The sequence below is a fragment of the Variovorax sp. DAIF25 genome (assembly GCF_050711835.1).
In the GTDB taxonomy this organism is placed as follows: domain Bacteria; phylum Pseudomonadota; class Gammaproteobacteria; order Burkholderiales; family Burkholderiaceae_C; genus Variovorax.
In genome coordinates, this window is the sequence record NZ_CP136636.1 from 1,674,810 (window position 1) to 1,693,550 (window position 18,741).

At 67.8% G+C, this 18,741-nt stretch carries 19 protein-coding genes; 15 read left to right on the forward strand and 4 right to left on the reverse strand.

Annotated features, from left to right (window positions below):
* Positions 1-36: 36 nt before the first annotated feature.
* Positions 37-1,050 carry a protein-methionine-sulfoxide reductase catalytic subunit MsrP gene (msrP, locus tag R0232_RS07670; protein WP_093352039.1) on the forward strand — a complete coding sequence of 338 codons (1,014 nt, stop codon included), beginning with the start codon at positions 37-39 and terminating at the stop codon, positions 1,048-1,050.
* 47 nt (positions 1,051-1,097) lie between these two features.
* Positions 1,098-1,748 (forward strand): sulfite oxidase heme-binding subunit YedZ, encoded by a 651-nt coding sequence (locus tag R0232_RS07675; protein WP_431511762.1) that lies wholly within the window; start codon positions 1,098-1,100, stop codon positions 1,746-1,748.
* 12 nt (positions 1,749-1,760) lie between these two features.
* Here the strand turns inward: R0232_RS07675 and lysA are convergent, their stop codons facing one another.
* On the reverse strand, positions 1,761-3,044 hold the full coding sequence (gene lysA / locus R0232_RS07680; RefSeq protein WP_431511763.1) for a diaminopimelate decarboxylase: 1,284 nt from the start codon (positions 3,042-3,044) through the stop codon (positions 1,761-1,763).
* Positions 3,041-3,256, reverse strand: coding sequence for an LPS translocon maturation chaperone LptM (gene lptM / locus R0232_RS07685; protein ID WP_371268980.1), 216 nt, complete (start codon positions 3,254-3,256; stop codon positions 3,041-3,043). The genes lysA and lptM overlap by 4 nt, the downstream gene beginning before the upstream one ends.
* 63 nt (positions 3,257-3,319) lie before the next feature.
* On the opposite strand from lptM, the gene cyaY reads away from it, so the two are divergent.
* Positions 3,320-3,652 (forward strand): iron donor protein CyaY, encoded by a 333-nt coding sequence (gene cyaY / locus R0232_RS07690; protein ID WP_093352029.1) that lies wholly within the window; start codon positions 3,320-3,322, stop codon positions 3,650-3,652.
* A 20-nt stretch (positions 3,653-3,672) separates the two neighbouring features.
* On the opposite strand, the gene R0232_RS07695 is transcribed toward cyaY, so the two are convergent.
* Positions 3,673-6,096, reverse strand: coding sequence for a penicillin-binding protein 1A (locus R0232_RS07695; protein WP_431511764.1), 2,424 nt, complete (start codon positions 6,094-6,096; stop codon positions 3,673-3,675).
* Between the two features lie 238 nt (positions 6,097-6,334).
* On the opposite strand from R0232_RS07695, the gene R0232_RS07700 reads away from it, so the two are divergent.
* The 11 genes from R0232_RS07700 to R0232_RS07750 all read left to right on the forward strand — a co-directional run bounded on the left by R0232_RS07700 (position 6,335) and on the right by R0232_RS07750 (position 17,185).
* Positions 6,335-7,414 carry a pilus assembly protein PilM gene (locus R0232_RS07700; RefSeq protein WP_208509128.1) on the forward strand — a complete coding sequence of 360 codons (1,080 nt, stop codon included), beginning with the start codon at positions 6,335-6,337 and terminating at the stop codon, positions 7,412-7,414.
* Positions 7,411-8,037, forward strand: a complete 627-nt coding sequence (locus R0232_RS07705) for a PilN domain-containing protein (RefSeq protein WP_431511765.1) — start codon at positions 7,411-7,413, stop codon at positions 8,035-8,037. Before R0232_RS07700 ends, R0232_RS07705 begins: the two co-directional genes overlap by 4 nt.
* Before the next feature lie 6 nt (positions 8,038-8,043).
* Complete coding sequence (locus R0232_RS07710) at positions 8,044-8,727, forward strand: type 4a pilus biogenesis protein PilO (protein WP_208509126.1); 684 nt, start codon at positions 8,044-8,046, stop codon at positions 8,725-8,727.
* Positions 8,724-9,266 carry a pilus assembly protein PilP gene (locus tag R0232_RS07715; RefSeq protein WP_208509125.1) on the forward strand — a complete coding sequence of 181 codons (543 nt, stop codon included), beginning with the start codon at positions 8,724-8,726 and terminating at the stop codon, positions 9,264-9,266. The genes R0232_RS07710 and R0232_RS07715 overlap by 4 nt, the downstream gene beginning before the upstream one ends.
* Entirely contained in the window at positions 9,263-11,449 is a 2,187-nt protein-coding gene (gene pilQ, locus R0232_RS07720; RefSeq protein WP_208509124.1) for a type IV pilus secretin PilQ, read from the forward strand. Before R0232_RS07715 ends, pilQ begins: the two co-directional genes overlap by 4 nt.
* Before the next feature lie 23 nt (positions 11,450-11,472).
* Positions 11,473-12,036, forward strand: a complete 564-nt coding sequence (locus tag R0232_RS07725) for a shikimate kinase (RefSeq protein WP_208509123.1) — start codon at positions 11,473-11,475, stop codon at positions 12,034-12,036.
* Between the two features lie 95 nt (positions 12,037-12,131).
* On the forward strand, positions 12,132-13,259 hold the full coding sequence (gene aroB / locus R0232_RS07730) for a 3-dehydroquinate synthase (RefSeq protein WP_431511766.1): 1,128 nt from the start codon (positions 12,132-12,134) through the stop codon (positions 13,257-13,259).
* 35 nt (positions 13,260-13,294) lie between these two features.
* Positions 13,295-14,446 carry a deoxyguanosinetriphosphate triphosphohydrolase gene (locus R0232_RS07735; RefSeq protein ID WP_431511767.1) on the forward strand — a complete coding sequence of 384 codons (1,152 nt, stop codon included), beginning with the start codon at positions 13,295-13,297 and terminating at the stop codon, positions 14,444-14,446.
* The gene (locus tag R0232_RS07740; protein WP_431511768.1) at positions 14,443-15,708 is read left to right on the forward strand and encodes a CynX/NimT family MFS transporter; all 1,266 of its coding nucleotides are present in this window, start codon (positions 14,443-14,445) and stop codon (positions 15,706-15,708) included. Before R0232_RS07735 ends, R0232_RS07740 begins: the two co-directional genes overlap by 4 nt.
* Positions 15,705-16,280: a DUF1415 domain-containing protein gene (locus R0232_RS07745; RefSeq protein WP_431511769.1), complete on the forward strand. Its 576-nt coding sequence runs from the start codon at positions 15,705-15,707 to the stop codon at positions 16,278-16,280. The genes R0232_RS07740 and R0232_RS07745 overlap by 4 nt, the downstream gene beginning before the upstream one ends.
* A complete protein-coding gene (locus tag R0232_RS07750) occupies positions 16,277-17,185 on the forward strand; it encodes a class I SAM-dependent methyltransferase (protein ID WP_431511770.1) in 909 nt (302 codons plus the stop codon). Before R0232_RS07745 ends, R0232_RS07750 begins: the two co-directional genes overlap by 4 nt.
* Positions 17,186-17,203: 18 nt before the next feature.
* On the opposite strand, the gene R0232_RS07755 is transcribed toward R0232_RS07750, so the two are convergent.
* Positions 17,204-17,911 carry a DUF1266 domain-containing protein gene (locus tag R0232_RS07755; RefSeq protein WP_431511771.1) on the reverse strand — a complete coding sequence of 236 codons (708 nt, stop codon included), beginning with the start codon at positions 17,909-17,911 and terminating at the stop codon, positions 17,204-17,206.
* Between the two features lie 84 nt (positions 17,912-17,995).
* Between R0232_RS07755 and R0232_RS07760 the strand changes: the two genes are divergently transcribed.
* Positions 17,996-18,691, forward strand: a complete 696-nt coding sequence (locus tag R0232_RS07760; RefSeq protein ID WP_296798341.1) for a transposase — start codon at positions 17,996-17,998, stop codon at positions 18,689-18,691.
* Positions 18,692-18,741: the final 50 nt, after the last annotated feature.

Here is an 18,741-nt window from a genome sequence, read left to right on the forward strand (position 1 = left end):
CCTTCCGAGTACAACGATTCCAGCGAAAGGCCCGTCATGTCGTTCCATTCCCGTCCGTCGCGCCGCAGCTCCAGCGGTTTCATCCATCCGCTGTCCAGCGAGATCACGCCGCGCGCCCTCTACGAAGGCCGGCGCGACCTGCTCAAGCTGATGGCCGGCGGTGCCGCCGGTGCCGCGCTGGCCTCCTTCGCGGGGCGCGAGGCGCTGGCCCAGACGGCGCGGCCGAACAAGCTGGAAGCGCTGCCGGGCGCGAAGTCCGCGGTGCCCGGTGCGCAGACGATGGAAAAGCTCACCGACTACAAGGACGCGACGAGCTACAACAACTACTACGAGTTCGGCACCGACAAGGGCGATCCGGTCAAGAACGCCGGCACGCTCAAGACCCGGCCCTGGACCGTCGAGGTCGAGGGGCTGGTGAAGAAGCCCGGCAAGTACGCGATCGAGGACCTGCTCAAGCTCAGCGCGCAGGAAGAGCGCATCTACCGGCTGCGCTGCGTCGAGGGCTGGTCGATGGTGATCCCGTGGGTCGGCTATTCGCTGGCAGAACTGATCAAGAAGGTCGAGCCGCAGGGCAATGCCAAGTTCATCGAGTTCGTGACCCTGGCCGATCCCAAGACCATGCCCTTCGTCGGCTCGCGCGTGCTCGACTGGCCCTACACCGAGGGCCTGCGCATGGACGAGGCGATGCATCCGCTCACGCTGCTGGCCTTCGGCATGTACGGCGAGGTGCTGCCGAACCAGAACGGCGCGCCCGTGCGGCTCGTGGTGCCATGGAAGTACGGCTTCAAGTCGGCCAAGTCGATCGTGAAGATCCGCTTCGTCGAGAAGGAGCCGAGCACCGCCTGGAACAAGGCGGCCGCGCAGGAGTACGGCTTCTATTCGAACGTGAACCCGAACGTCGACCATCCGCGCTGGAGCCAGGCGACCGAGCGCCGCATCGGCGACGGCGGCGGCCTGTTCGCCAAGCGCAACAAGACGCTGCTGTTCAACGGCTACGAAGCGCAGGTCGGCCAGCTCTATGCGGGCATGGACCTGAAGAAGAACTACTGAGGCGGGCGCGCACCCCCTGCAACCCGCGGGGGCGCGACCCGAACGCCATGAACAAGCTGCTGCTGCATCCCGCCGCCAAGCCCGTCGTCTTCGTGCTGTGCCTGCTGCCGTTCGCGTGGCTGGCCTACGGCGTGGTGGTCGACCAGTTGGGCCCCAATCCCCAGGAGTACCTGATCCGCGCGACCGGCGACTGGACCTTGCGCTTCCTGTGCATCGTGCTGGCGGTCACGCCGCTGCGCGTGACGACGAAGTGGAACGGCCTGGCGCGTTTCCGGCGCATGCTGGGCCTGTATGCCTACTTCTACGTGGTGCTGCACCTGCTGTGCTACGCGTGGTTCGACATGGGGCTCGACTGGGGCGAGATCGCGAAGGACATCGCGAAACGGCCGTTCATCCTGGTCGGCTTCTCGGCCTTCGTGCTGCTGACGCCGCTGGCGCTGACCTCGTTCAACCGCGCGATCAAGGCCATGGGCGCGAAGCGCTGGCAGCTGCTGCACAAGCTGGTCTACCTGATCGCGGGGCTCGGGCTGCTGCACTTCTTCTGGATGCGCGCGGGCAAGAACAACTTCGCCGAGGTGTTCGTCTACGCGGCGATCATCGGCCTGCTGCTGGCGTGGCGGCTCTGGCGATGGATGAGCGCCCGCAAGGCGCGCGCACCGGCGGCGCGCGCCGGCGCGCGGGCGCGGCCGTCGAATTAGCCGCGGCCCCGTTCAGCCCTTGGCGGCCTGCAGCTCGGCCTGCAGCTGGTCCTCGATGGTTTCGCGCCGGCGGATCAGCGTGGCCGCCGCGCCGCTCACGAGCACCTCGGCCGCGCGTGCGCGCGTGTTGTAGTTGCTCGCCATGCTCATGCAGTAGGCACCGGCCGAGAGCACGCCCAGCAGGTCGCCGGCCACCACGTTGAGTTCGCGGTCGCGGCCGATCCAGTCGCCGCTCTCGCAGACCGGGCCCACCACGTCGTAGCTGGTGGCCGTGCCGGCGCGCTCGCGCACCGGCACGATGCGATGGAAGGCCTGGTACATCGCGGGACGCGGCAGGTCGTTCATGGCCGCATCGACGATGCAGAAGTTCTTGTCCTCGCCGGGCTTGGTGTAGAGCACCTCGGTCAGGCACACGCCGGCATTGCCGACCAGCGAGCGGCCCGGCTCGATGACCAGCTTGCGCTGGCCGAAGCTGCGCGCGTCGAGCCGCGCGAGCAGCTGCTGCCACAGCGCATCGGCCTGCGGCGGCGTCTCGCCGTTGTAGTCGATGCCCAGGCCGCCGCCGAAGTCCAGGTGATGGATGGGGATGCCCGCGGCCTCGATCGCCACCACGAGGTCGAGCACGCGCTCGAAGGCATCGAAGTAGGGCGAGGCCTCGGTGATCTGCGAGCCGATGTGGCAGTCGATGCCGACCACTTCGAGGCCCGGCAGGCTGGCCGCATGGCGATAGGCCTGCACCGCGCGGTCGTGCGCGATGCCGAACTTGTTGCCCTTGAGGCCGGTGGAGATGTAGGGATGCGTCTTGGGATCGACGTTGGGATTGATGCGGATGCTGATCGGCGCGCGCGCCTTCTCGGCCAGCGCCACCTCGTTGAGCACATCGAGCTCGGCCTCGCTCTCGACGTTGAAGCAGGCGATGTCGGCCGCGAGCGCCTGGCGCATCTCGGCGCGGGTCTTGCCGACGCCCGAGAAGATGATCTTCTTCGGATCGGCGCCGACCGCGAGCACACGCGCCAGTTCGCCGCCCGAGACGATGTCGAAGCCGCAGCCGGCCTCGGCGAACACGCGCAGCACGCCGAGCGAGGAGTTGGCCTTCATCGCGTAGCAGATCAGCGCATCGCGGCCCTCGAAGCCGCGCTGGTAGGCGGCCAGGGCGTCGAGCATCCACTGCTTCGAGTAGACGAACAGCGGCGTGCCGTGCTCGCGCGCGAGCGCGTCGAGCGACACGCCTTCGACCTGGAGCGCGCCGTCGCGCTGCGCGATATGGGGATGGCCGGGCAGGGGAAGGGTGCTCATCGGGCGGCTCCGCTGCTGGCGGTGGCGGGCTTCGGCGCGGCCTGGCCGGCGCCGGAAGAGGGAGTGGCATCGCTGTTGCCGCCGGGCATGCTGGGCGTCAGCAGATCGGGCAGCGTGGCGCGCTGCGAGGCGGCCGGATCGGTCGGCAGGTAGAGGGCGCCGCGTTGTCCGCAGGCGGCCAGGCCGAGGGTGGCGGCGGCGAGGCAGACCATGAGCGCAGTGCGGCCGCGGGCGCTCACTAGAATTTGGTGGACATTCAACATAACGAAATTGTAATGACGGACTCCGAATACATGGACCGCGCCGAAGCCGCGCTGGCGGCGATCGAGCAAAGCTGCGACCGCCTCAACGACGCCACGGACGCCGACATCGACAACCAGCGCGTGGGCGGCATGATCACGATTTCGTTCCCCAACGGCAGCCAGCTGATCGTGAACCTGCAGAAGCCGCTGCAGGAGATCTGGCTGGCGGCGCGCTCGGGTGGCTACCACTACCGCTTCGACGGCCAGGCCTGGGTCGACACCAAGAGCGCGGAAGAGTTCTTCGGCAACCTGTCGCGCGAGGCGACGCTGCAGGCGGGGCAGCCGCTGAGCTTCACCGCGGGCTGAGCCGGGCCCGCGGCTTCGCCTCAGTTGCGGAACAGGTCGAGGATGCGGCTGCGCTCCTCGGGCGGTGCCGGCGGGCTCACCGGCGCGCCGCTCAGCGATTCGGCCGGCGCCGCCGGCGTCGTATCGACACCCAGGCTGGCCACGCCGCGGCCCGGCGCGTAGTCGTCGTAGTACCACTCGCCGCCCACGCTCACCACGCCGGAAGGCGGGGCGGTCGAGAGGTCGGTGACCGGCGCGCCCTTGATGGCGGTTTCCATGAAGTTGATCCAGATCGGCAGGCTCAGGCCGCCGCCGGTCTCGCGGTCGCCGAGGTTGCGCGGCGTGTCGTAGCCGATCCACGAGATCGCGGTCATGGTGGGCTGGAAGCCCGCGAACCAGGCATCGAGCGAATCGTTGGTGGTGCCGGTCTTGCCGTAGAGGTCGGGCCGCTTGAGCATCGCCTGGGCCTTGGCGGCGGTGCCGGCGCGCGCCACCGATTGCAGCAGGCTGTCCATGATGAAGGCATTGCGTTGCGGGATGGCGCGCAGCGCCTCGTTGAGCAGCGGCGGCTGCTTGTCGACCAGCAGCTTGTCCTTGTGGTCGGTGATGCGCGTCACGAGGTAGGGATTGACGCGGTAGCCGCCGTTGGCGAACACCGAGTAGCCGACCGCCATCTGCATCGGCGTGACCGAGCCAGCGCCGAGCGCCATCGGCAGGTAGGCCGGGTGCTTCTCGCGCTCGAAGCCGAAGTTGGTGATCCAGTCCTGCGCGTAGCGCGTGCCGATCGACTGCAGGATGCGGATCGAGACCAGGTTCTTCGACTTCATCAGCGCGGTGCGCATCGACATCGGACCGTCGTAGCCGCCGCCGTAGTTCTTGGGCTCCCAGGGCTGGCCGCCGGTGGTGCCGGCATCGAAGAACAGCGGGCCGTCGTTGATCACGGTGGCGGGCGTGAAGCCCTTCTCGAGCGCGGCCGAGTAGATGAAGGGCTTGAAGCTCGAGCCCGGCTGGCGCCAGGCCTGCGTGACGTGGTTGAACTTGTTCTTGCCGAAGTCGAAGCCGCCGACCAGTGCCTTGATCGCGCCGTCGCGCGGGTCCATGGCGACGAAGGCGCCTTCGACCTCGGGCAGCTGGGTGATCTCCCAGGTGTTCTTGGGCGTCTTGACCACGCGGATCACCGCGCCGCGGCGGATCTTGATGTTGGGCGGCGCCTTGTCGGAAAGGCCCGACTGCGCGGGCTTGAGGCCTTCGCCCGTGATCTGCACCGCGTCGCCGTTGCCGCGCACCGCGTCGATCTGCTTGGCCGTGGCCTTGAGCACCACGGCCGCCATCACGTCGCCGTTGTCGGGATGGTCGCTGAGCGCGTCGTCGACGGCTTCGTCGAGATCCTTGGCATCGTTCGGCAACTCGACGAACTTCTCGGGGCCGCGATAGATCTGGCGGCGCTCGTAGTCCATGATGCCCTTGCGCAGCGCCTTGTAGGCAGCGGCCTGGTCGGCCGCCACGAGCGAGGTGTAGACCTTGAGGCCGCGCGTGTAGGTGCTGTCGCCGTACTGCGCATACATCAGCTGGCGCACGGTCTCGGCCACGTACTCGGCATGCAGCCGGTTCGGATCGGCGGCATCGCGCAGGTGCAGCTCTTCCTTCTTGGCAGCCGCGGCCTGCTCGGCGGTGATGAAGCCGGCGTCCTGCATGCGGTCGATCACGTAGAACTGTCGGCCGCGTGCGCGCTGCGGATTGTTCACCGGGTTGTTCGCGCCGGGTGCCTTGGGCAGGCCGGCCAGCATCGCGGCCTGCGCGATCGTGAGCTCGGACAGCGGCTTGCCGAAATAGGCTTCGGAGGCGGCGGCGAAGCCGTAGGCGCGGTTGCCGAGGTAGATCTGGTTCAGGTAGATCTCGAAGATCTGGTCCTTGCTCAGCAGGTGCTCGAGCTTGAAGGTCAGCAGCACCTCATAGATCTTGCGTGTCAGCGTCTTCTCGGAGCTCAGGTAGACGTTGCGCGCCACCTGCATGGTGATGGTGGAGGCACCCTGGCTCTTCACGCGGTTCATGTTCGCGAGGCCGGCGCGGATCATGCCCTTGTAGTCGACGCCGCCGTGGTCGTAGAAGCGGGTGTCCTCGGCCGCCAGCACGGCGTCCTTCACCACCTTGGGGATGGCGGAGATCGGCGTCAGGTTGCGTCGTTCCTCGCCGAATTCACCGATCAGGATGCCTTCGGCCGAGAACACCCGCAGCGGCAGCTTGGGCCGGTAGTCGGAGAGCTCGGAGATGTCGGGCAGGTTCGGATAGGCGACCGCCAGCGCCACCGCGACCACGCAGATCACCGACAGCACGCCGGCCGCGGCGATCCCAAGCCCCCAGAACACGAAGCGCAGCAGCCATTTGAGCCAGGCGGGCCGGGTGGAGGTGGGTGGGGTCTTGGCTGGGCGCTTGGGGTTTGGCGTTGGCCGTGTGTTTTCTTGCATGGAGGGCCCGAGAGTCACCGCGCATTATAAAAAGCCACCCCCTGAGCGGGCCCGGATGTTTCCTCGGGCGCCCAGTCCTAATCCGAAAGTTACAGAACGAGGCTTTAACGTCAGGTTTTGACAACGTTCGACCATTCCGCCCCGATCCCTCGCTTGGATGCCTTGGAGCGTGCTGCTAGCATGCAACCGAACGCATATTTTTCTATTGGTTACAAATGCAGGGGAAGAGGGACAGAACTTGGCTGCTCTTGGAACGTTGTTTCGTCGTCAGAACGCCCCCCTGCTCGGGCTGGATGTCAGTTCGTCCAGCGTCAAGCTGGTCGAGCTCGGCCGTGAAGCCAGCGGCAAGCTGATCCTGGAACGCTGCGCCATCGAGCCCCTGGAGCGGGGCTGGATCACCGATGGCAATGTCGAGAAGTTCGACGAAGTCGCCGAGGCCGTGCGCCGCGTGGTGCGCAAGAGCGGCACGCGCACGCGCAATGTCGCGCTGGCGCTGCCGCCGTCGGCGGTGATCACCAAGAAGATCATTCTTCCGGGCGGGATGAGCGAGCAGGAGCTCGAAATCCAGGTCGAATCGGAAGCAAATCAATACATTCCTTTCTCGCTGGACGAAGTGAGCCTCGATTTCTGCGTGACCGGGCCGAGCCTGAGCTCGGCGGGCGACGTCGAAGTGCTGATCGCCGCCTCGCGCAAGGAAAAGGTGCAGGACCGCGAAGGCCTGGCCGAAGCGGCGGGCCTCAAGGCCATGATCCTGGACGTCGAGTCCTACGCCTCGCGCCTCGCCACCGCGCGCCTGATCGAGCAACTGCCGAGCAAGGGCCAGGATGCGATCGTCGCCCTGTTCGAGGTCGGTGCCTTCACCACCAGCATGCAGGTGCTGCGCAACCAGGAAGTGCTGTACGACCGCGACCAGGCCTTCGGCGGCGCCCAACTGACCCAGATGATCGTGCGCCAGTACGGCTTCTCGGCCGAGGAGGCCGAAGCCAAGAAGCGCAGCGGCGATCTGCCCGACGACTACGGTGCGGGTGTCCTCAAGCCCTTCGTCGAGAGCATCGCCCAGGAAATCGCGCGCGCGCTGCAGTTCTTCTTCACCAGCACGCCGCACAACCGCGTCGACTACGTGATGCTGGCCGGCGGATCGGCCTCGCTGCCGGGCCTGAGCAATGCGGTGACGCGGCAGACCTCCTTCGCCTGCTCGCTCGTGAATCCCTTCGACGGCATGGAGCTCGGTTCGAACATCCGCGAGAAGAAGGTACGGCGCGAAGCGCCTTCCTACCTGACCTCCTGCGGTCTGGCCATGCGGAGGTTCCTGCAGTGATCCTGATCAATCTGCTCCCTCACCGCGAGGCCGCGCGCAAGCGCCGGCGCGAGGCCTTCTTCGGCACCCTGGCCGCCGCCGCGCTGCTCGGTGGCCTGATCGCCTGCCTGGGCTACCTCTGGTTCGAGGCCCAGATCTCGGCCCAGCAATCGAAGAACCGCTTCCTGCAGGGCGAGATCAAGAAGCTCGAGGTCGAGATCAAGGAGATCTCGACCCTGCAGGAGGAAATCGCGGCGCTGCGCGCACGCCAGCAGGCCGTCGAAGACCTGCAGGGCGACCGCAACCTGCCGGTCCATCTGCTCAACGAGTTGGTGCGGCAACTGCCCGATGGCGTCTACCTGTCGAACATGAAGCAGGACAACCAGACCGTCACGCTGCAGGGCATGGCGCAGTCGAACGAGCGCGTGTCCGAATTGCTGCGCAATCTCGGCAGCAACAGCCCCTGGCTCGTGAAGCCGGAGCTGGTCGAAATTACTTCCGCCACCGTGAGCTTGAGCTCGAACCAGCGTGACCAGCGGCGCGTGGCGAACTTCACCATGCGCATCGGCCTCAAGCGGCCGACCGACGCGCAGAAGGCGGCGGCGGACAAGGCGCTGGCCACCGCATCGCAGTCCAAGGGCTAGGCGATCATGGCAAGCAAACGCTCTTCCCCCAAGGTTGATGTCGGCGCCGCGATGCGCCGCTTCGGCGATCAGTTCCGTGGACTGAACCTCAACGATCCCGCGAACTGGCCGCCAGTGCCGCGCTATGCGCTGTGCCTGGGCCTGTCCGTCGTCGTGGTCGTGGCCCTGTGGTTCGTCTGGCTCACGAATTCGAACGACGAACTCGAATCGGAGCGCAGCAAGGAAACCGCGCTGCGGACCGACTATCAGAAGAAGGTGGCGCAGGCCGCCAACCTCGACCTGCTGAAGAAGCAGCGCGAACAGGTGCAGCAGTACGTCACGGTGCTCGAGAAGCAGTTGCCGAGCAAGGCCGAAATGGATGCACTGTTGTCGGACATCAATCAGGCCGGACTTGGCCGCAGCCTCCAGTTCGAGCTGTTCCGCCCGGGGCAGGTCGTCGTCAAGGACTATTACGCCGAGCTGCCGATCTCGGTGCGCGTGACGGGCCGTTATCACGACATGGGCGCTTTTGCGGCCGACGTCGCGAGCCTCTCGCGCATCGTTACGCTGAACAACCTGAGCGTGACGCCGCAGAAGGACAAGGACGGTGCGTTAACCATGGATGCCACGGCGCGTACCTATCGCTATCTCGATGAAGAAGAGCGGGCAGCCCAGAAACGCGCTGCGGCGCCCAAAGGCACGAAGAAATGAGAGCGGCGTTCAAGTTGTTGTGGCTCGCGATGGCCGCGTCGGGATTGAGCGCCTGCGGAGACTCCGACCAGGAAGATCTTCAGCGCTGGATGGTGGAGCAGCGCGCGCAGGTCAAACCCAACATCTCGCCGATCACGGAGCCGAAAAGATTTACGCCACAGGCCTACACGGAAGCTTCCTCGTTCGAGCCCTTCAATATGCTGAAGCTCACGCAGGCATTGCGTCGCGAATCGAACCAGCCGGGCAATTCCGATCTGATTGCGCCCGAACTGGCGCGTCGCAAGGAGGCCCTCGAGGCCTTCCCGCTCGATTCGATGGCGATGGTCGGCACCATGAACCGCAACAGCCAGCCGGTGGCTCTGGTGAAGGTCGACAAGCTGCTCTACAAAGTCCGCGTCGGCGAGTACCTGGGCCTTAACTACGGCCGCATCACCCGGATCAACGAAAGCGAAGTCGCCCTGCGTGAGATCGTGCAGGACGCGGCGGGCGAATGGATCGAACGCGCAGCATCGCTGCAGTTGCAAGAGAGTGCGAAATGAACCTAGAAAAATCGAAGATGGCACAGCGGCTGCGAAGCGCCGCGCTCGGGCTGCTGGCATTTGGTGCGCTGGCCGTGGCCCAAGCGCAAAATGCCATCGAGTCTGTGACGAGCTCGATGCAATCGGGTGCGGAGGTGATCCGCATCGACCTGGCGCAACCGTTGGCTGCGGTTCCCAATGGCTTTGCGGTGCAAACGCCTGCGCGCATCGCGCTCGATTTTCCCGGTGTCACGAACGCCATCGGGCGCTCCGCGATCGAGGTGAACCAGGGCAATCTGCGCTCGGTCAACGTGGTACAGGCCGGTGAACGCAGCCGCGTGGTGCTTAACCTCAAGCAGGCCACCGCATACAAGGCCGAGGTCCAGGGCAAGTCGCTGCTGGTAACGCTCGAACCCACGGCGGGCGTGGCGCTCGCGGCGCCGGTTTCCGCAACCTTTGCCGAAAACCGCAACCGAGACACCCTGGCGCTGCGCGATGTCGATTTCCGTCTGGGCTCCGACAACACCGGCCGCGTCATCATCGATCTGGCAAACAACCAAGTGGGCGTGGATCTGCGGCAGCAGGGCAAGAGCCTGGTGGCGGAGTTCACCAAGTCCACGCTGCCCGAAGGCCTGCGCCGTCGGCTGGACGTGGCCGACTTCAATACACCGGTGCAGTCCATCACGGCCCAGCAGGCTGGTGACCGCGTGCGCCTGACGATCGAGTCCAAGGGCGATTGGGAACACAGTGCCTACCAGAGCGACAATCAGTTCGTGGTGGAAGTGCGCGCGCGCAAGGTCGATCCGACCAAGCTGACGCAAGGCGCTGGCTACACGGGCGAGAAGCTTTCGCTCAACTTCCAGAACATCGAGATCCGTTCGCTGCTTCAGGTGATCGCCGACTTCACGAACTTCAACATCGTGACTTCCGATTCGGTGACGGGTGCGTTGACCTTGCGACTGAAGGACGTGCCCTGGGATCAGGCGCTCGACATCATCATGCAGGCCAAGAATCTCGGCATGCGCAAGAACGGCAGCGTGCTGTGGATCGCGCCGAAGGACGAGATCAACGCCAAGGAAAAGCTCGAGTTCGAGGCCAAGGCGGCAATCGAGAATCTCGAGCCTCTGCGGACGCAGTCCTTCCAACTGAACTACACCAAGGCGATCGCCATCGCGCAGGGATTGACCGGTACTGGTGCTTCTGCGGGCGGTGCGGGTGGAGGCGGGGGCAACTCGGGCACCACCACGCGTATCCTGAGCCCGCGCGGCAGCGTAATCGCCGAGGCGCGTACCAACCAATTGTTCGTGTCCGACATCCCCTCGCGCCTAGCGCAGGTCGCGGAGCTCATCCTGAAGCTAGACGTGCCCGTGCGTCAGGTGCTGATAGAGGCGCGGATCGTCGAGGCGACCGATACCTTCGGTAAATCGCTTGGCGCCAGACTGGGTGGCGGTATCGCGAACGAGCGGATCGCTTCCGCCAACGGCAATCGCGCGTTCGGCACTATCGGCGCCATGCCTCTGTCTGGCACTGGATCCGGCTCTGGCTCTGGTTCTGGCGGCGGAAACAGCGGTGGAAACACCACGACGACCTGGACCAATTCGAATTTCGTGAACCTGCCGGCCGTCGATCCTCTCAACAACGGCACTTCTCCAGGCACCTTTGCGATTTCGCTGTTCAATTCCAGCTTCTCGCGCATGCTGAACCTCGAAATTTCCGCACTGGAGGCGGACGGCAAGGGCAAGCTGGTGTCCAGCCCCCGTGTCATCACTGCCGACCAGACCAAGGCCTTGATCGAGCAGGGCGAGGAAATTCCCTACCAGCAGGCGACCTCGAGCGGTGCCACTTCGATCGCGTTCCGCAAGGCGGTGCTCAAGCTCGAAGTCACGCCGCAGATCACGCCCGAAGGCAACATCATCCTGACGCTGGATGTGAGCAAGGACGCCCGAGGCGTCAACACCACTGCCGGCCCGGCCATCAACACCAAGCATGTCCAGACCGAGGTGCTGGTCGAAAACGGCGGCACGGTCGTCATCGGTGGTATCTTCGAGCTCAACGAATCCAATGACGAGTCGCGCGTGCCGGTGCTGGGTGAAGTGCCCTATGTGGGGGCGCTGTTCCGCACACGCACTCGCATTGCGAACAAGACCGAAATGCTCGTCTTTATCACCCCGAAGATGATTACCGACCGCAACGCCGCGCGCTGACGCGCGGGCGTAGCAGCCACGGCGTGGCCGTCGCACTCGTCGGATTGCCCGGCGCCGGAAAGTCCGCTGTGGGCCGGCGGCTGGGGCTTCGACTCGATCTTCCCTTCGTCGACACCGACCACGAGATCGAGCAGCGCATCGGCTGCTCGATCCGCGATTACTTCGAGCGCGAAGGCGAAGCCGCCTTCCGAGACCTCGAGCAGCAGGTGATCGCCGAGCTGGCGGCGGGCGCGCATGGCGTGCTGGCCACCGGGGGCGGCGCGGTGCTGCGCGAGGCCAACCGGCAGCAGCTGCGCGGCCATTTCCACGTGATCTACCTGCGGTCCTCGCCCGAGGACCTGTTTCGGCGCCTGCGCCACGACGTCAAGCGACCGCTGCTGCAGGTGGCCGATCCGCTGGGCCGGCTGCGCGAGCTGCACGACGCGCGCGACCCCTTCTATCGCGAGACCGCTCACGATGTGGTCGACACGGGGCGTCCCACGGTCGCGACGCTCGTGAACATCATCGTGATGCAGCTCGAACTGGCCGGCATCGTGCCGCCCGGCGCGCACCCCGAGGGCCCCGAGCCGCCCGCTTCTTCGGGCTAGCCAGGCCCGGTCGGGGCACGGATCGCCCCTTGCGCGCCGAGGCGCTTGGCACCGGCGTTCCGGCCCCTGGGCGCCGCACCGCCTAAACTCCCGCCATGCCATCGCCTGCCGCTTCCGCTTCCGCTTCCTCGCCCCCCCTCGAACGCGTCGACATCCCGCTCGGCGACCGCAGCTATCCCATCCTCATCGGCGCCGGCCTGTTCGACGATCCCCGGACCTACGGCATCGTGCCGCAGGCGGCCAGCGCGCTGATCGTCAGCAACACCACGGTCGCGCCGCTCTACGCCCAGGCACTTCGCCAGGCGCTGGCCGGCCGGTTCCGCCAGGTGCATCTGCTCGAGCTGCCCGATGGCGAGGTCTACAAGAACCTCGAGACCCTGAACCTGATCTTCGACGCGCTGCTCGGACACGGCAGCGACCGCAAGACCGTGCTGTTCGCGCTCGGCGGCGGCGTGGTCGGCGACATGACCGGCTTCGCGGCCGCCAGCTACATGCGCGGCGTGCCCTTCGTCCAGGTGCCGACCACCTTGCTGGCGCAGGTCGATTCCTCGGTCGGCGGCAAGACGGCCATCAACCATCCGCTGGGCAAGAACATGATCGGCGCGTTCTACCAGCCCCAACTGGTGGTTTGCGACCTTGGCACCCTGCAGACGCTGCCGCCGCGCGAACTCAGCGCCGGCCTGGCCGAGGTGATCAAGTACGGGCCGATCCACGACATGGCCTTCCTCGACTGGATCGAAGCCAACATCGAAGCCCTGGTGGCGCGCGATCCCGCCGCGCTCGCGCATGCGGTCAAGCGCAGCTGCGAGATCAAGGCGCTGGTGGTCGGCCAGGACGAGCGCGAGACCGGCTTGCGCGCCATCCTCAATTTCGGCCACACCTTCGGCCATGCGATCGAATCGGGCCTGGGCTATGGCGAATGGCTGCATGGCGAGGCCGTGGGCTGCGGCATGGTGATGGCAGCGCGGCTGTCGCAGCGTCTCGGAGGCGTGGACGCGGCCTTCGTCGAGCGCCTGACCCGTCTGATCCAGCGCGCCGGCCTGCCCACAGTCGGTCCCGACCTGGGCGCTGACCGCTACCTGGAACTGATGCGCGTCGACAAGAAATCCGAGGCCGGCGAGATCCGCTTCGTGGTGATCGACAAGCCCGGCTCCGCGATCATGCGCGGCGCCCCCGACGCGCTGGTGCGCGAGGTGCTCGCGCAATCCTGCGCGGCCGCCTGACCCATTCCGATGGCCGGCATCGCCTCCGCGGATTCATGAGCCTCGCGCACTACGCCTCGCATCCCGCGCGTTCGCGCGGCCGCCGCCATCCCGAGCCGCCCGCGCCCACGCGCGACGCCTTCCAGCGCGACCGCGACCGCATCGTGCATTCGACGGCGTTCCGGCGGCTGGTCTACAAGACGCAGGTGTTCCTCAATCACGAGGGCGACCTGTTCCGCACGCGGCTCACGCATTCGCTCGAGGTGGCGCAACTCGGCCGCTCCATCGCGCGCGCGCTGCGGCTCAACGAGGACCTGGTCGAGGCGGTCGCGCTGGCCCATGACCTGGGCCACACGCCCTTCGGCCATGCGGGGCAGGACGCGCTCAATGCCTGCATGGCCGAGCACGGTGGCTTCGAGCACAACCTGCAGAGCCTGCGCGTGGTCGATGCGCTCGAACACCGCTATCCGCAGTACGACGGCCTCAACCTCAGCTTCGAGACGCGCGAGGGCATCCTCAAGCATTGCTCGCGCGCCAACGCCGAGAAGCTCGAGGCGGCCGAGCCCGGCGGCGTGGCGCGCCGCTTCATCGACCGCACCCAGCCCGGCCTCGAAGCGCAGCTGTGCAACCTGGCCGATGCGATCGCCTACAACGCCCACGACATCGACGACGGCGTGCGCTCCGGCCTGATCGCCGTCGAGCAACTGGCCGAGGTCGAGCTGTTCGAGCGCTACCGGCGCGAGGCGCTGGCCGAGTACCCCGCGCTGAGCGGCCGCCGCGTGCTCTACGAGACCATCCGCCGCATGCTCAGCGCCCAGGTCTACGACGTGATCGACGCCACCCGTGCCACGCTCGAGGCGCTCGCACCCGGCGATGCCGATGCGGTGCGCCGCGCGCCGCCGGTGGTCGCGTTCAGCGAGGGCATGCGCGCGCAGTCGGAGACGCTGCAGCGCTTCCTGTTCCGCAACCTCTACCGTCACCCGCAGGTGGTGCAGACCACCGACCAGGCGCGCGAGGTGGTGCGCGAACTGTTCGATGCCTACCTCGAGCGCGGCGCCGAGATGCCCGAGTCCTTCGCCGAGCGCGCCGACCGCCCACGCGCCGTGGCCGACTACATCGCGGGCATGACCGACCGCTTCGCGATGCGCGAGCACGAGCGGCTGACCGGCCGGCGCGGCATTGCGCGCGCCGACGGGCCGACGGCATGACATCGCCCGGCGCGCGCCCGCGCATCCCCGCGGCCGCCTTCGCGGTCGTGGTCGCGGGCGTCAGCGCCGCGCTGCACCTGGGCAAGCTGCCGCCCGCGGTGCCGGCGCTGCAGGCTTCGCTGGGCATCGGCCTGGTCGAGGCCGGCTTCCTGCTCTCGCTGGTACAGGTCGCGAGCATGACGCTGGGCCTGCTCGCGGGCCTGGCGGCCGACACCATCGGCCTGCGCCGCAGCATGCTCGGCGGACTGGCCGTGCTGACCCTGGCCAGCCTCGCGGGCGGCGCGGTCGGTAGCCACCTGCCCGCAGAGCAGGCCGTGCCCTGGCTGCTGGTGCTGCGCGCCGTCGAGGGCATTGGCTTCCTGTTGGCGGTGATGCCCGGCCCGGGCCTGATCCGCGCCCTCACGCCCGCGGGCGCCGACAAGGCGGCGCTGGGGCTCTGGGGTGCCTACATGCCGTTCGGCGTGGCGCTGGCACTGTTGCTCGGCCCGGTGCTGATCGGCTGGAACGGCTGGCCTGGCTGGTGGTGGGCGCTGTCGCTGGTGTCGGCGCTGGCGGCGGCCTGGCTGTTCGTCGCGGTGCCGGCCGACCGGCAACGCGCGCCGATCGCCGCCGCCGTGCCCGAGAGCGGCTGGTCGCGCCTGCGCACCACCGTCGGCGCGCGCGGCCCCTGGCTCACGGCGCTGAGCTTCGCCGTCTACTCGGCGCAGTGGATGGCGGTGATCGGCTTCCTGCCCGCGATCTATGCCGGCGCGGGCGTGCCGGCCGGCTGGAACGCGGTGCTCACGGCGCTGGCCGCGGCGATGAACATCGTCGGCAACATCATGGGCGGGCGCTGGCTGCAGCGCGGCATCGCGCCCGAGCGGCTGCTGCAGTGGGGCTTCCTGATCATGGCGCTGGGCGGCATCGCGGCCTTCGCGGAACTGCGCGGGCCGGGCGCCGATGCCATCGGGCTGCCCGCCTCGCTGCGCTTCGTGGCCGTCTGCGCCTTCTCGCTCGCGGGCGGCATGGTGCCGGCCACGCTGTTCCTGCTCGGCGTGCGCTTCGCGCCCGGACCGGCCACCGTGTCGACCACCGTCGGGCTGATGCAGCAGGCCTCGTCGCTGGGCCAGTTCCTGGCGCCGCCGACTGTCGCCTGGGTAGCGCACCGCGTCGGCGGATGGCACTGGACCTGGGTCGCGACGCTGGCCTGCTCGCTGACCGGCATCGCGATCGCGCGCCGGCTCGGCCGCGCGCGGCTGGCGCTGGAGGCCGCGGCGCCATGAGCAGCGGTGCCTTCGTCACGGCCGAGCAGGCCGTCGCCGACACGCGCCGCTGGCTCGAGCGCGCGGTGATCGGCCTCAACCTGTGCCCGTTCGCGAAGGCCGTGCACGTCAAGGGCCAGATCCACTACGCCACCTACCTGTCCGCCGAGCATGACGACCTGCTCGACGCATTGCTCGCCGAAGCCCGGCAGCTCGTCACGCTCGATGCTGCCGAGCGCGACACCACCTTGCTGATCGCGCCGAACGCGCTCGCGGACTTCCTCGATTTCAACGACTTCACGGCGCGTGCCGAGCGCCGGCTCGCCAAGGCCGGCTTCGACGGCGTGCTGCAGCTCGCGAGCTTCCATCCACGGTTCCAGTTCGGCGGCACCGAGCCCGACGACATCGGCAACGCGACCAACCGCGCGCCCTATCCCACGCTGCACCTGCTGCGCGAAGAGAGCGTGGACCGCGCGGTCGAGGCCTTTCCCGACGCCGAGGAGATCTTCGGCCGCAACATCGACACCCTCGAGGCCCTCGGACCCGAAGGCTGGGCCGCGCTCGACGTCGGCCCCGGGAGCACCCCCACATGAATGCCCACGCTTTGAACAAGACCCGCGACGACCATTCCGCCAAGGGCGGCAAGACCGCCAAGGTGGCGAAGGCCGATGCCGAGCTCGCCGAGGCCTTGCGCCCGGGCCAGTCGGTCGAGCTGCTCAAGGAGCTGCACATCCTCACGCGCGAGGGCCGGCTCAACCAGGACTCGCGCCGCAAGCTCAAGCAGGTCTATCACCTGTTCCAGTTCATCGAGCAGCTGCTGCGCGAGCTGCCCGAGGGCGGCGCCAACGCCACGCTGGCCGACCACGGCGCGGGCAAGTCGTACCTGGGCTTCATCGTCTACGACCTGTTCTTCCGCGCGGGGCGGGGCGGTCACGTCTACGGCATCGAGACGCGTGCCGAGCTGGTCAAGAAGTCGCGCGAACTGGCGCAGCGGCTGGGCTTCGACCGCATGTCCTTCCTCAACCTGACGGTCGCCGAATCGGCCAGCGCCAGCGAACTGCCGCCGCAGATCGACGTGGTGACCGCGCTGCATGCCTGCGACACCGCCACCGACGACGCCATCGCCTTCGGCCTCGCGAAGAAGGCGCGCTGCATGGTGCTGGTGCCCTGCTGCCAGGCGGAGGTGGCGGCCTGCCTGCGCGAGACCAAGGCGCTCGCGCTCTCGCGCACGCCGTTGGCCGAGCTCTGGCGCCATCCGCTGCACACGCGCGAGATCGGCAGCCAGCTCACCAACGTGCTGCGCTGCCTGTACCTCGAGGCCAACGGCTACAGCGTCACCGTGACCGAGCTCGTGGGCTGGGAGCACAGCATGAAGAACGAACTGATCCTCGCGCGCCATACCGGCCAGCGCAAGGCGAGTGCGGCCGCGCGGTTGCGCGAACTGCTGGCGCAGTTCGGGCTCGATGCGTTGGGCGATACGCGCTTTAGGCTCGACTGAGCCTGGCGCCGCGCCGGATCAGCGCGACGCGAGCAGCGCCGGCAGCGCGTCGCGCGCGGGCCAGTCCAGCGTCTTCCACGGGCTGCGCTCGTCTTCCAGCAGCCGTTCGGTCACCGAAGCCAGCACCTTGCGGCCCATGAAGTTGCTGCCCGCGGCATCGCGCTCGCCCTCGAGGAAGCTGCGGCCGTAGCGCTCCCAGCCGTCGAAGCGTTCGATCGCCAGCGCCACCGCCGGCTCGAGCGCGTCCAGCGCTTCGCGCGCTTCCAGGTAGCCGACCGCCGCCGAGCCGGTCGCGAGGTGCGCGAAACGGGCGATCCACACGGCCAGCTCGCCGTCCGCGCTGCGGGCCATCGCCTCGGCCGCGTCGTGGGTGTCGGCGATGGCTTCGCGTGCCTGTGCCTCGTCGCCCGCGTCGAAGTCGCGCGCCAGCAGCTTCTTCCACGGCGCGACTTCCTCGTCGGGGATCGGCACGCACAGCAGGTGCACCGCGCTGCGGTTCGCCTCCTTGGCGGCCTTGAGCTCGGGGGCGAAGGTCTCGCGGTAGATCGCGGCCAGCGCCACGGCCATGTTCTCGTAGCGCGACGAGGCCGCGAGCCGGGCCTCGAGCGTCGTGCCGTCCTGCTGGGCCTTGGCCTCGCGCTCGGCGGCTTCCTGCGCCAGCTCGGCGCGTCCCTCCGCCATGCCTTCCTTGACCGTATCGAGCATTTCCTTGAAGAACTTGAACATCGAATGGCTCCTCCCCCGCCAGGATGGAATGGTTCGGCGGGCGGCTTAGGATACAAGCCCCGCGCGTCAACCCCTTCCTGGCCCATGGCCCGCCTTCCCCGTCTCACCCTTGCCGGCCTGCCGCACCACGCGATCCAGCGCGGCAACAACCGCCAGCCGATCTTCGTGGACCGCGCGGACCACGAGAAGCTGCTCGCCCTGCTGGCCGACAGCGCCACGCGCTTCGGCGTCGCGGTGCATGCCTACGTGCTGATGGACAACCATTTCCACCTGCTGGCCACGCCCGACAGCGCCACCGGGTTGCCGCAGCTCATGCAGTCGGTCGGGCGCAGCTACGTGCGCTACTTCAACGACCGCCATGGCCGCAGCGGCACGTTGTGGGAAGGGCGCTACAGGTCGACCCTGATCCAGACCGAGCGCTACCTGCTGACCTGCATGGCCTACATCGACCTCAACCCGGTGCGCGCGGGGCTGGTGATCGATCCGCGCGACTTCGCGTGGTCCAGCCATGCGCACTACGCGGGGCTGCGGCACGACCGGCTGCTCACGCCCCATCCGCTGTACTGGGAGCTCGGCAACACCCCGTTCGCGCGCGAGGCGGCGTATGTCGAACTGGTGCGTGCGGGCGTCCGGGCCGCCGACCAGTCGGCGCTGACCGAAGCCACGCTGCGTGGCTGGGCGGCCGGCGATGCGGATTTTCTGGACGCGTTGCAGAAGAACACCGAGCGCCGAGTGCTGCCGGCCAAGGCCGGGCGGCCGCCTTCGGGTACCAAGAGCTGAACTGAAAAGGGCGGAAACCGCTGTCCAGTCGCGGCCTCCCGCTATCCAAT

Bases quoted from the DNA above. Each gene is read 5' to 3' on its own strand.
- msrP (WP_093352039.1), top strand. From the start codon at position 37: ATGTCGTTCCATTCCCGTCCGTCGCGCCGCAGCTCCAGCGGTTTCATC.
- R0232_RS07675 (WP_431511762.1), top strand. From the start codon at position 1,098: ATGAACAAGCTGCTGCTGCATCCCGCCGCCAAGCCCGTCGTCTTCGTG.
- lysA (WP_431511763.1), bottom strand. From the start codon at position 3,044: ATGAGCACCCTTCCCCTGCCCGGCCATCCCCATATCGCGCAGCGCGAC.
- lptM (WP_371268980.1), bottom strand. From the start codon at position 3,256: ATGGTCTGCCTCGCCGCCGCCACCCTCGGCCTGGCCGCCTGCGGACAA.
- cyaY (WP_093352029.1), top strand. From the start codon at position 3,320: ATGACGGACTCCGAATACATGGACCGCGCCGAAGCCGCGCTGGCGGCG.
- R0232_RS07695 (WP_431511764.1), bottom strand. From the start codon at position 6,096: ATGCAAGAAAACACACGGCCAACGCCAAACCCCAAGCGCCCAGCCAAG.
- R0232_RS07710 (WP_208509126.1), top strand. From the start codon at position 8,044: ATGGCAAGCAAACGCTCTTCCCCCAAGGTTGATGTCGGCGCCGCGATG.
- R0232_RS07715 (WP_208509125.1), top strand. From the start codon at position 8,724: ATGAGAGCGGCGTTCAAGTTGTTGTGGCTCGCGATGGCCGCGTCGGGA.
- pilQ (WP_208509124.1), top strand. From the start codon at position 9,263: ATGAACCTAGAAAAATCGAAGATGGCACAGCGGCTGCGAAGCGCCGCG.
- aroB (WP_431511766.1), top strand. From the start codon at position 12,132: ATGCCATCGCCTGCCGCTTCCGCTTCCGCTTCCTCGCCCCCCCTCGAA.
- R0232_RS07735 (WP_431511767.1), top strand. From the start codon at position 13,295: ATGAGCCTCGCGCACTACGCCTCGCATCCCGCGCGTTCGCGCGGCCGC.
- R0232_RS07740 (WP_431511768.1), top strand. From the start codon at position 14,443: ATGACATCGCCCGGCGCGCGCCCGCGCATCCCCGCGGCCGCCTTCGCG.
- R0232_RS07745 (WP_431511769.1), top strand. From the start codon at position 15,705: ATGAGCAGCGGTGCCTTCGTCACGGCCGAGCAGGCCGTCGCCGACACG.
- R0232_RS07750 (WP_431511770.1), top strand. From the start codon at position 16,277: ATGAATGCCCACGCTTTGAACAAGACCCGCGACGACCATTCCGCCAAG.
- R0232_RS07755 (WP_431511771.1), bottom strand. From the start codon at position 17,911: ATGTTCAAGTTCTTCAAGGAAATGCTCGATACGGTCAAGGAAGGCATG.
- R0232_RS07760 (WP_296798341.1), top strand. From the start codon at position 17,996: ATGGCCCGCCTTCCCCGTCTCACCCTTGCCGGCCTGCCGCACCACGCG.